Annotated in this window: 10 protein-coding genes and 2 pseudogenes; 6 read left to right on the forward strand and 6 right to left on the reverse strand. The window is 70.3% G+C overall.

Features of this window, described 5'->3' with window-relative positions; all coding sequences use genetic code 11:
- Both ACSAMQ_RS18145 and ACSAMQ_RS18150 read left to right on the forward strand, forming a co-directional pair.
- A pseudogene (locus ACSAMQ_RS18145) lies at window positions 1-326 on the forward strand (DUF4124 domain-containing protein); the annotation flags it as partial.
- The gene (locus ACSAMQ_RS18150) at window positions 326-1,003 is read left to right on the forward strand and encodes a DUF4124 domain-containing protein (RefSeq protein WP_435397005.1); all 678 of its coding nucleotides are present in this window, start codon (window positions 326-328) and stop codon (window positions 1,001-1,003) included. The pseudogene ACSAMQ_RS18145 and the gene ACSAMQ_RS18150, both read left to right, overlap by 1 nt.
- A 188-nt stretch (window positions 1,004-1,191) precedes the next feature.
- Here the strand turns inward: ACSAMQ_RS18150 and ACSAMQ_RS18155 are convergent, their stop codons facing one another.
- Complete coding sequence (locus ACSAMQ_RS18155) at window positions 1,192-1,968, reverse strand: SDR family oxidoreductase (RefSeq protein ID WP_031372121.1); 777 nt, start codon at window positions 1,966-1,968, stop codon at window positions 1,192-1,194.
- 85 nt (window positions 1,969-2,053) lie between these two features.
- Between ACSAMQ_RS18155 and ACSAMQ_RS18160 the strand changes: the two genes are divergently transcribed.
- Window positions 2,054-2,293, forward strand: a complete 240-nt coding sequence (locus ACSAMQ_RS18160) for a hypothetical protein (protein WP_435397006.1) — start codon at window positions 2,054-2,056, stop codon at window positions 2,291-2,293.
- A gap of 88 nt (window positions 2,294-2,381) precedes the next feature.
- On the opposite strand, the gene sppA is transcribed toward ACSAMQ_RS18160, so the two are convergent.
- Entirely contained in the window at window positions 2,382-4,268 is a 1,887-nt protein-coding gene (sppA, locus tag ACSAMQ_RS18165) for a signal peptide peptidase SppA (protein WP_435397007.1), read from the reverse strand.
- Between the two features lie 112 nt (window positions 4,269-4,380).
- Window positions 4,381-5,811, reverse strand: coding sequence for an MATE family efflux transporter (locus ACSAMQ_RS18170; RefSeq protein WP_435397008.1), 1,431 nt, complete (start codon window positions 5,809-5,811; stop codon window positions 4,381-4,383).
- A 121-nt stretch (window positions 5,812-5,932) separates the two neighbouring features.
- On the opposite strand from ACSAMQ_RS18170, the gene ACSAMQ_RS18175 reads away from it, so the two are divergent.
- Both ACSAMQ_RS18175 and ACSAMQ_RS18180 read left to right on the forward strand, forming a co-directional pair.
- Window positions 5,933-7,411, forward strand: a complete 1,479-nt coding sequence (locus tag ACSAMQ_RS18175) for a DUF3667 domain-containing protein (RefSeq protein ID WP_435397009.1) — start codon at window positions 5,933-5,935, stop codon at window positions 7,409-7,411.
- A complete protein-coding gene (locus ACSAMQ_RS18180; protein WP_435397010.1) occupies window positions 7,408-7,737 on the forward strand; it encodes a DUF4286 family protein in 330 nt (109 codons plus the stop codon). The genes ACSAMQ_RS18175 and ACSAMQ_RS18180 overlap by 4 nt, the downstream gene beginning before the upstream one ends.
- 46 nt (window positions 7,738-7,783) lie before the next feature.
- Here ACSAMQ_RS18180 and ACSAMQ_RS18185 read toward each other — a convergent pair whose 3' ends face one another.
- The 3 genes from ACSAMQ_RS18185 to ACSAMQ_RS18195 form a co-directional block, all read right to left on the reverse strand.
- The gene (locus ACSAMQ_RS18185; protein WP_435397011.1) at window positions 7,784-8,101 is read right to left on the reverse strand and encodes an antibiotic biosynthesis monooxygenase family protein; all 318 of its coding nucleotides are present in this window, start codon (window positions 8,099-8,101) and stop codon (window positions 7,784-7,786) included.
- A 94-nt stretch (window positions 8,102-8,195) separates the two neighbouring features.
- The gene (locus ACSAMQ_RS18190) at window positions 8,196-8,840 is read right to left on the reverse strand and encodes a DUF3106 domain-containing protein (RefSeq protein ID WP_435397012.1); all 645 of its coding nucleotides are present in this window, start codon (window positions 8,838-8,840) and stop codon (window positions 8,196-8,198) included.
- Window positions 8,827-9,759, reverse strand: coding sequence for a hypothetical protein (locus ACSAMQ_RS18195; protein ID WP_435397013.1), 933 nt, complete (start codon window positions 9,757-9,759; stop codon window positions 8,827-8,829). The genes ACSAMQ_RS18190 and ACSAMQ_RS18195 overlap by 14 nt, the downstream gene beginning before the upstream one ends.
- 542 nt (window positions 9,760-10,301) lie before the next feature.
- Between ACSAMQ_RS18195 and ACSAMQ_RS18200 the strand changes: the two are divergent.
- Window positions 10,302-10,888 (forward strand): annotated as a pseudogene (locus tag ACSAMQ_RS18200) (primosomal protein N'); the annotation flags it as partial.

Raw genomic sequence — 10,888 nt, forward strand, 5'->3', positions numbered from 1 at the left:
GCGCGCCGACCCCGCGCCTGGGCGACCCGGGCGCGCGCATCGCCATCGCCGGGCGCCACGGCAACGTCGCCTACGCCGGCACCGCCCGCTCCGGCGGGTATTATTCCGGCGGCTACGACTACGGTTACGGCGTCTACTACGGCAGCCAGCTGGTGCGCGACGAATGCCAGCAACTGCCGCAGCAGGAAGTCTGCAGCCGCCTGCGCGACCGCCGCTACGAAGGCGACCGCCGCTACAACAGCGCGCTGCAGAGCGAGCGCGCCCAGATCACCCAAGAACAGCGCGGCATCGATGCGCGCCTGAACGCCGATTGCGGAGCTTACTGATGCGTGTGTGGTGGTGCTTGCCCGTCTTGTTGCTGGCCTGCGCCGGCGTGTCCGCCCAACCGGGCAAGGTCGTGATCTACCGCTGCACCGACGCGCTCGGCCAGTTGACCGTGCAGAACGACACGCCGTGCCCGAAAGGCAGCAGCCAGGAAAAGCGGGTGATCGATTCGGCGCCGTCGAGCGCGGCGCCGCCGTTGTTCATCACCTCGCCGGTACCGCCGATCGCATCCGGCAACGCCCCGCCGCCGCACCCGCCGGTGTCCTCGCAGCTGCCGTCGGTGAGCCGGCCGCCGACGGCCAAGCCGGTCGCGCCCAGATCCAACATCGCCGACAGCGACCGGCTGCCGCCGCCGGTATTGTTCGAATGCCGCACCTACGACAACGGCCGTTACCTCAGCGACGACGGCCGCCCGCCGCAGCGCTGCGCGACGCTGCAGACCACCGGCCTGGGCACCTCCGCGTCCGGCGCCGGCGTGGCCTGCCAGATGGTCGACGACCAATGCCAGCGCCTGCCCGACGAAGCGCTGTGCGAAAACTGGAAACAACGCCTGCGCGAAGCCGAGTCGGCCCTGCGCTTCGGCCGCAGCGACAGCCGCGACGCGTCCGCCGCCGAAGTCGCGCGGATCCAGCGCATCGTCGGCGAGAGCACCTGCGGCAAGGCATCCGCCGCTCCGTGAAGTCGCGCGGCGGGGCGTTGCGGCGTCATGGCGCCGACGACGCAACGGCGGCGTAATCCACGCAGTAGTAGCAACGCGGGCCCGCAGCCGATACGTCCGCTGTCGCGCTTCGCCTCGGCGCATGCGCCGGCGCCGGATACGTCCGAAGACGCAGCAGGTCGGGGGCCGGTCCGCGGATGCCCACGCGCTCAGAACCCGTAGCGCTGGAACCCGCCGTCCACCGCGATGCATTCGCCGGTGATGTAGCCCGCCGCCGGCAGGCACAGGAAAGCGACCGCGGCGGCGACTTCCTCGGCTTCGCCGATCCGGCCCAGCGGCGTGCGCAGCAGCACCTCGTCGAGATAATCCGGGTCGGCGAGCTTGTCGGAAGTGCGGCGGGTGCGGATGTACCACGGCGCCACCGCGTTGACGCGGATGCCGTCCTCGGCCCATTCGACCGCGAGGTTGCGGGTCATCTGGTGCATCGCCGCCTTGCTCATGCCGTACGGCGCACCGGTGCGCACGTGCAGGTTGCCCGACACGCTGCCGATGTTGACGATGCTCGAGGAAGCGTGGCGGGTCAGCAGCGCATGCGCGTAACGCGACAGCTCGAAGGCCGAGAACAGGTTGATCTCGAAGATCTGCCGCCACTCGTCCTCGGTGTAGTCGTTGGTCGGCTTGCTGCGGTTGCCGCCGGCGTTGTTGACCAGAATGTGCAGGCCTTCGCCGAAATCCTCGACCCAGTCGAGCAGTTCGCGGCGCTGTTCGTCGTCGGCGACGTCGGCGACGAAGCCCTGCACCTCGCGCTCGGGAAAGTCCTCGAGCAGCTCGGCGCGCGCCGATTCCAGCGCCGCGGCGTCGCGCGCCGCCAGCAGCACGTCGGCGCCGAAACCGAGCAGTTCGCGCGCGATCGCGCGGCCGATGCCGGCGCTGCCGCCGGTCACCAGCGCAAGCTGTCCGTCCAATCGCCAACGCTTCGGGTCCATGCCGTCCTCCAGATCAGTCTCGGATCGACGCGCGGGCTGCGCGACGGGCGTAGCATAACGGCGTTCGCCGACCCAGGAGCCCGCCATGACGCCTCAACGGATCGTACCGACCGCCACCGCCTGCCTGGCGAGCGCCGCGCTGCTGTGCGCGCTGGCGGCCTGCTCCAAGCCGCAGCCGCCGGACAAGGAACGGCCGGTCGAGCCGCAGGCCGCGCAGATGCGCGAGGCCATCGAGCGCCCGATCGAGCAGGCCAAGTCGACCGAGCACGCGGTCGACGAAGCCGCGCAGCAACAGCGCGCGGCGATCGAGGCCGCCGGCGGCTGAGGCCGGGGCGCGGACAAAAACGAACGGGCCGCGATGCGGCCCGTTCGGTGTTGCGCTCCGGTCTTGCGAACTGACGAACCCTGCCCGCTCAGAGCTCGCAGAAGCAGTAGGCCAGGGCCTTGATCGGCACGCCGCCGGTCGGCTTGATCGAGCCTTGCAGGAAGCGCAGGTCGGCGGCCGCCTGCGGCATCGCCTCGCTGAGCAGACCACGGGCGAGATCGGACTGACCGAGCAGCGCCGCGCCGGCGCGGCTCTGGGCGAAACTGGCGAAGAAGCGCTCGAACGGCGTCGGCATCTTCTCGACGTAACGCACCCGGTAGTCCTCGGCCTTGCCGAGCTTGGCGCGGGCGGCGACGTCGGCGATCGCTTCGGGCAGGCCGCCGAGGGCGTCGACCAGACCGCGCTCCTTGGCCTGCGCACCGCTCCAGACCCGGCCGCGCGCGACCGCGTCGATGTCGGCGACCGGGCGCTTGCGCGCGCTGGCGACGCGGCCGGTGAAGTCGGCATAGCCCTTGTCGATCACGTTCTGGATCACCGCGCCGACTTCCGGCGACAGCGGACGGGTGATGTCGAAGGCGCCGGCCAGGCGGGTGGTGCCGACGCCGTCGGTGCGCACGCCGATCTTCTCCAGCGCGCGCGGCACGGTCGGGATCATGCCGAAGATGCCGATCGAACCGGTGATGGTCGAGGGATCGGCGTAGATCTTGTCGGCGTTCATCGAGATCCAGTAACCGCCCGAGGCGGCCAGATCGCCCATCGACACCACCACCGGCTTGCCGGCGGCCTTCAGGGCGACGATCTCGCGGCGGATCTGCTCGGAAGCGAACACCTCGCCGCCGGGCGAATCCACCCGCAGCACCAGCGCCTTGACGTGGTCGTCGTCGCGGGCCTCGCGCAGCAGGGCCGCAGTGGAGACGCCGCCGATCGTGCCCGGCGGTTGCTCGCCGCCGGAGATTTCGCCTTCGGCGACGACGATGGCGACCTGCGGACGGGTGTCGGCCGGATTCACCACGCGGTCGAGGCCGGCGACATAGGACTCGAACGAGATCTGGCGGAAGCCGCCTTCGGCGTCTTCATCGGCCACGCCGCGCTTGGTCAGCAGGGTGTCGACTTCCTCGCGCGTCTTCAGCCCGTCGACCAGCTTCTGCTGCACCGCGTACTTGCCGAGGTCGCCCTTGACCGCGGCCAGGCGCTGCGGCAACTCGTCGATGCCGGCGGCGAGCTGGGCCGGATCGAGCTTGCGCGCCTTGGCCACGTCGCCGAGATAGCGCGACCACAGGTCGTTCATCCAGAACAGGTCGGCGGTCTTGGACTCGTCCGAGGCCGCGTCGAGAATGAAGGGCTCGGCGGCCGACTTGAACTCGCCGACGCGGAACAGGTGCACGTCGACGCCGAGCTTGTCCTGCAGGCCTTCGCGGTAGTACTGGCGATAGCGGCCGAGGCCTTCCAGCAGCAGCCCGCCCATCGGGTCGAGGAACACCTCGTTGGCCTGCGCCGCGATCAGGTACTGGCGCTGATCCATGCTCTCGGAGAAGGCGATGACTTCCTTCTTGCTCGCCTTCAGCCGCGCGACCGCCGCGGACAGCTCGCGCATCGAGGCCATGCCCGAGGTCTGCAGCTTGTCCAGGCGCAGCACGACGCGCTCGATGCGCTTGTCGTCCTTGGCCGCGTCCAGCGCGCGCAACAGGTCGCGCAGCTGCACTTCCTCGTCCTTGTCGCCGAACACGCGGCCGAGGGCGCGCGAGGCCGGGTCGGTGCTGTATTGCTCGACCAGGTTGCCTTCCGGCGCGATCACCAGGGTGGTGCGTTCGAGCAGGGGCTGTGCGCGGCCGCCGAACACCACGGCGATCAGGAACACGAACAACAAGCCGAAGAACACCAGGTTGAAGATCAACCGGCGGGTGAAGTTCATCGTGTCCCAGGCGCCGACGAAGAAACGGGCCAGGGGGCCGCGACGCGGGGCGGTATCGTTCATTGCACAGGCTCCATGTGTACCGGGGCAGACTAACCCGGCGCGGCGCCGGGTTTCATCCGCCATTCGTAACGCAGTTTTTCAAGCGGTAACGGGCTTCTAACGGCCCTGTCGTTCAGGCTTCGCGGGTGCAGCCGGTCTCGCGGGGGTCGACTTCGTGCGGCGATTCCTCGGCCATGCGCCGGGCCAGGCGCTCGGGTTGGCTGGAGCGCATGAAGCGCGTGCACAGCAGTACCGAGGCCACGGTCAGGCCGGCAATCAGGCCGATCCACATGCCCTTCGGGCCCCAGCCCAGGCCCAGGCCGAGCCCGGCGCCGACCGGCATGCCGACGCCCCAATAGGCCAGCGCCGCCAGGATCATCGGCATGCGAGTGTCCTTGAGCCCGCGCAACGCGCCGGCCGAAAGCACCTGGATGCCGTCCGGGAACTGGAACGCGGCCGCGTACAGCAGCAGCGAAGCGGCCAGGGTCGCGACTGCGGCGTCGGCGGTGTAGAAGCTCACCAGCAGGTCGTTGGCGGTCAACAGCAGCAGCCCCGAGAGCAACTGGGTGCCGACCACGATCGCGTAGCCGGCGAACGCGGCGTTGCGCACGCCGTGGTAGTCGCGCCGGCCCAGCGAATGGCCGACCCGCACCGTGGTCGCCTCGGCCAGGCCCATCGGCACCATGAAGCACAGCGCCGACAGATTGATCGCGATCTGGTGCGCCGAGGCCGGCACTTCGCCGAGACGGCCGATCAACAGCGCGGTGACGATGAACAGACTGCCTTCCATCAGCACCGTCACGCCGATCGGCAGGCCGGTCGCGAGCAGGCCGCGGATGGTCGGCCAATGCGGCGGGTCGAAACGCTCGAACAGGCGCAGGTCGGCGAAGCGTTTGGCCTTGCGCAGCACCAGGAAGAAACCGATCGCCTGCACCCACAGCATCGCCGCCGAAGCGATGCCGAGCCCGCCGGCGCCCATTTCCGGCAGGCCGAACTTGCCGAAGGTCAGCACGTAGCCGAGCGGCAGCAGCACCAGCAGGCCGCCGGCGCTGAGCAGCATCGTCGGCAAGGTCCAGTGCAGGCCCTCGCTGAGATAGCGCATGCAGAAGAACAGGGTCAGCGCCGGCACGCCCCAGCGGATGCCGTGCAGGAAGTCGCGCGCGCCGGGAATGATCTCCGCGGCGATCCCCATCGCCGCGAGCGCATGCGGGATCAGGGTCAGGAACGCGAACAGGAATACGCTCAGCAGCACCGCCATCCACAGGGCCTGGCGGAACAGGCCGCCGATCTCGCCGCGGCGGCCGGCGCCTTCGAGTTGCGACACCGAGGGCGGCACCGACAGCAGGGTGCCGATCGGCACCATCATCGGCAGCCACCACAAGGCGGTGCCGATGGTGACCGAGGCCAGGGTGGTGGTGCTGTGGTGGCCGGCCAGGGTGTTGTCGACAAAGCCGATCAGGCCGGTGGACACATGGCCGGCGACGAGCGGCGCGGCCAGGACGACGGTGGTACGGATCTCCGCGGCCAGACCGGCGCGCGAAAGGGAAGGCGATGACGCGGACATGGGAGAGGACCAACAGCACGACTGCGGCCGCGCATCCGGTCTAGGGCGCTGGCGCCGGGTCGCGGCGGACGGCTATCTTACCCGCTCGAAAGTGAAGGCCGGGGAGCCTGATCGATTCCAGATGAGCGACTCTTCATCCCAAACCGCCCGCGGCCACGGCGACCTGACCCATTGTGAGAACTGCCAGACCTTGTTGCAGGGACATTACTGTCATCACTGCAGCCAGTCGGTGGTCAACCCGATCCGCCACGCCGGCCACGCCCTGGAAGAAGTGTTCGAGTCGTTCTGGCACCTGGACGGGCGCATTTTCCGCACTTTGCGCGATCTGCTGTCTCCGGGGCGGGTCGCCCGCAACTACATCGGCGGCCACCGCGTGCGCTACGTCGCGCCGCTGCGCCTGTTCGTGATCGTCTCGGTGCTGACCTTCTTCGTCGCCCAGTTCGCGATCCACATCGACGAGAACAGCAATCTCATCCAGTTCGACGACGCGCAGGGCGCCACCGTACGACTGGGCAACAGCAAGAAGGCGATCAAGCGGGCCGAGAGCATCGCCGAGGTCGAGGCCTTGCGCACGCGCACGGTGACCGAGCTGCAGGCCGCCGCCGATGCGGTGCCGGCGCAGGCGCGCAACCCGATCGAGGTGTCGATCCGGAATCTCAACCGCCAGGCCGACAAGCGCATCGATGCGCTGCGGGTCGCGCAGGGGCTCGATGGCGCCCAGGTCGCCGCGCAGCAGGCCGAAGGCCGGCGCGAGGGGCTGGTCCCGCAGGTCGACGCGCTGGCCGCGGCCAAGACCCTGGCCGAAGTCGAAGCCGCGCGCGACGAGCGCATCGCGCCTCTGCGCGCCGAGTTGGCCAAGCTGGCGCCGCAGTCGGACCCGGCGCTCGAACTGGGCAGCCGCATCCGCCGGATCAACGCCGAGGCCGGCTGCCGCATCGCCCGGCTGCAAAGCGCTCACGCCGTCGCCAGCGAAGGCCGGGCGACGCGCGAGTCCGATCACGACCGCTATGGCGAAGCCGATTGCAACGACATCGGCGACCCGCTGTCGTTCAACGGCAAGCCCTGGAACGCGCAGACCAATCCGCTGACCGTGACCTGGTGGCCGAAGTTCGCCAACGACTGGCTCAACAAGCAGGTCGGCCGCGGCGAGGCCAATTTCAAACTGCTGCAGAAAGAACCCTGGCGCTATTTCCACAAGCTGCTCAGCGCGGTGCCGTCGGCGCTGTTCCTGATGGTGCCCTTGTTCGCCCTGCTGCTGAAACTCGCCTACCTGGGCTCGGGCCGCGGCTATCTGGAACATCTGGCGGTCGCCTTGTACAGCCACGTTTACCTGTGCCTGTCGATCCTGGCGATCTTCGTGCTGATGATGCTCGGCAACGCCATCACGCCGCACTGGAGCGCGTTCGGCTGGATCAGCGGAACCGGCATCGGCCTGCTGTGGGCGTGGATGCCGATCTATCTGCTGATCATGCAAAAGCGCGTGTACGGCAACGGCTGGCTGCTGACCCTGCTGCGCTACAGCGTGATCGGCATGCTGTACTTCGTGTTGTTCACCTTCGCCGCGATGATCCTGATGGTGGCCGCCGTGGTGCGGATGTGAGCGGGCGCCCGGGCGGGGAAACGATCTACGAGGTCGACCTCGATCTCGACGCCTCCATCGCCGAGGCCTATCTGCAGTGGCTGCGTCCGCACATCGCCGAGATCTGCGCGCTGCCGGGCTTTCTCGGCGCCGACCTGCACGAAATCCTGGAGCCCGCGGCGCCCGACGGCCGCGTGGCCCTGTGCGTGCGCTACCGCCTGCGCGACCCGGCCGCCCTCGAGGATTACCTGCGCGAGCATGCGTCGCGGCTGCGCGCTGACGGCATGGCGCGCTTCGACGGCCGCTTCAGGGCCTCGCGCCGGGTATTGCGCACGCTGCCGCGCTGACCGGCGACGCGTCCGCGCCAATCGGCCAATGGCGACGGCGCGACGCTCACCCTCTCGTTGTTTTGGCGCCCGCCACCGCCGTCGGCGCGTAGTGCCGCATCTCCTCGATCGCGCCGATGTAGCCGCGGATCGCGGCGAGGAAGTCGCGGAATTCCGGGCTGCCGCGAAAACCCTGCAGATGGCCCTCGGCGCTGTCCCACTCGATCCGCAACAGATAGCGATGCGGCTCGTCGACACAGCGCGAAAGCTCGTAGGCCAGGCAATAGGGCGAAGCCTGCAACACGGCGGCGGCGCGCGCGTAGTCGCGCTCGAACGCCTCGCAGGCGTCGGGCGCGAGGGTGTAGCGAAGGTATTCGACGATCATGCGCGCAGGCCCCGCGGAAGGTGACAACGACGCTGGCAGGCCTCGGCGACCGCCGATGCAACAAGGTTTGCCGCCGCCACCGCGGTCACGCCGCTCAGCGCTGCAGTTCGTCGCTGAGCCAGGCGCCGCGGTTCGGCGCCGGGGTCGACAGCAGCCCGCTGCGCAAGCGCTGGCGGTCGTGCGGCGGGGTGCGCTGGACCAGCACCGCCAGGTCCTTGCGCTGCATCGGCGTCATCGCGCGCAAGGCCGCGCGCATCGCCGCATGCTGGCCCTCGGGCATCTGCGCCAGCAACGGCTGCAGGGCCGGGTAATCGGCGCCGAGCGCGGGGCCGAGCAGCCAGCCGCGGCGCTCGCTGCGGTCGAGCGCGTCGAACTGCGCGCGCAAGGCCAGTTGCTGGTCCGGCGGCAGTGCGGCGTAGCGCGCCGCCGCGGCCTGGACCTGGGCGCGTTCTGCGGCGCTCAGCGCCTGCCAGGCCTGATAGCGTTCGCGGCGCTCGCCGCGTTGCTGCGCGCTCAACGCATCCCATTGCGCCGCGCGGTGGTTGAAGTCGCGGCGCTGGTCCCGGTTCCAGCCGGCCCAGCGTTGGCCGTTTTCGCGCAAGCGCGCCTGCACCGGCGGCGGCAGTCGCTGCAGGATCTCGCCCAGGTCGGGCGGCAAGGCCGCGGCCGGGGCCAACACCGCCGCCACGGCGAGGATCAGGCCGCCGAGCCCGCGACGGTGACGGTCACTGGGGCGCATCGCTGCTCTCCAGGCCGTCGGTTTCGGACTCATGATGTTGCGCCCCCGGTGCCGGCGCCGCGGCCGGGGTTTCCGGCGCGACCGCGGCATCGAGCGGCGGCGGCGCGAGCGAAGGGATCGTGCCGGCGTCGCGCGCGGCGAGCCAGCTGTGGAAGTCGACCTCGTTCGCCGCGGCCTGGCCGGCGGGATCGGCGAGCAGCTCGAAATCGCGGTGGGCGACCAGTCCGGCCTCGTGGCTGTAGCGCTCGGCCGGGGCGGCGGCATCGGGCAGGGCGCTGATCCGCACCCCGCCGGGACCGCCAAGCCAGCCGCCGGCCAGCCCGCCGAACGGCCAGAAGGTCGCCGCGAACGCCAGCGCGCACAGCGCCAGCAGGCCCCATAGCACCGGCAACAGCCAGCGCGGACGCGGGCGCGGCGCAGCCTTCGCAGGGGCGCCGGGGCCGGTCGCTGCCGCCACGCCCTGCAAGGCCGCCTCGCGGACCTGGCCCAGCCGGGCCAGGCGTTCGGCCGGCAGGGTCTTGATCCGGCGGTGCACCTGCTCGCGCAGTTGCTGCCAGGCCTGCGGATCGGCGCGGCCGTCGGCATGACGCGGCAGGGCGCGTTGCAGGGCCAGTCGGTAGGTCCCCGGGGCGACGCCGAGCACCGCGGCGGCTTCGCCCTCGCCGAGCCCGGCGGCCAGGCGCAGCAGCAGCGCGGCGCGCGGGCCACTGCCGAGGTCGGCGAGACGGTCCGTAGCCTCGACCGCGATCGCAACCGGAGTGCGGTGGCGCAGGCCGGGCTGGGCCAGCAACAGCGCCCAGAACCGGGTCGGCCAGTCGCTGAGCGGGGCTTCGGCGGCTACCTGGCGGAAACCGGCCATCGCCGAGGCCAGCGCGGCGTCGCCGGCGGCGGCATCGCCGGCCTGCAATTCGGCCAGCACTGCGCCGCGCCGTTCGACTCCGCGAAGGAAGGCGGAAAGGGCTGCCGGAGCGTTTTGCCGGGGGGCGGAAGGGCCTGCGGCCGGGGGTCTGGAACTCATCGGGACGACTTCACCATACGCTCCATCATAGCGAGGCTGGCGGCCCGCAAAACCGCTTGACAAACCGCCGACGCGCGCCAGCGCGAAGCAGGACGCGGCTTATGGCCAAAAGTGGTTGTGCACAGCAGTAATGGAAACGTCATCAAGCCTCGGGGCGACGCCGCCGGGAACCGCATGACAGCCATGTTTCACGACTAAGATCTTGATAAATATACAAATAACCGCGTTGGCACTTTTTTCACCAACCTAACCCGAGGGCTTATTTCAACGCTCTCGCGCCTCGCTGCCGACCCGCCATGCACAGATTTATCCACAGCCCGTGTGGATAAGGGGGTTTTCCTTTCGTATACCGCAACTTACGTGATTATTGTCACGTAACCGCGAGCTATGCCCCGCAACTCCTTCGGCTGCCGCCGATCGTTCGCGGTCGCTAGACTGGCGCCATGCCCGAGGCCCTCTTTCCGCCGCCCGCGACCGTCTGGCGCGTCGCCCTGCCGCTGCCCTTGCCGCGGCTGTTCGACTACCTCCCGCCCGCCGGCCAGGCCGACGGCGAAGCCGGGACTGCGGTCGGCCACCGGGTACGGGTGCCGTTCGGCCGCCGCGAACTGGTCGGGGTGGTCGCCGAGACCGGCGCGCCCGAGTACGAAGCCGACCCGGCCGCGCTCAAGACCGCCCTGGGCCGGATCGACGCCGACCCGCTGCTGCACGGCGAGCTGTTCGACTCGTTGCGGTGGCTGGCCCGCTACACCCATGCGCCGCTCGGCGAGGTCCTGGCGACCGCCCTGCCCGGCCCGTTGCGCCATGGCGAAGCGCTGCCCGACACCCACGCCTGGGCCTGGCGCCTGACCGAGGCCGGCCGCACCGCCCGCGAAGGCCTGCGCAACGGCCGCCCGCGCCGCCTCGCCGACCTGCTGCAGGACGGGCCGCAGGACGAAGACCGTCTCGAGGAGGCCCTCGACGACTGGCGCAGCGCCGCGCGCGCCCTGGCCAAGCGCGCCCTGGCCGAACGCATCGCGGTGCCGGCCAGCGC

Source organism: Lysobacter sp. 1R34A, from assembly GCF_051217035.1.
Lineage (GTDB): Bacteria > Pseudomonadota > Gammaproteobacteria > Xanthomonadales > Xanthomonadaceae > Lysobacter.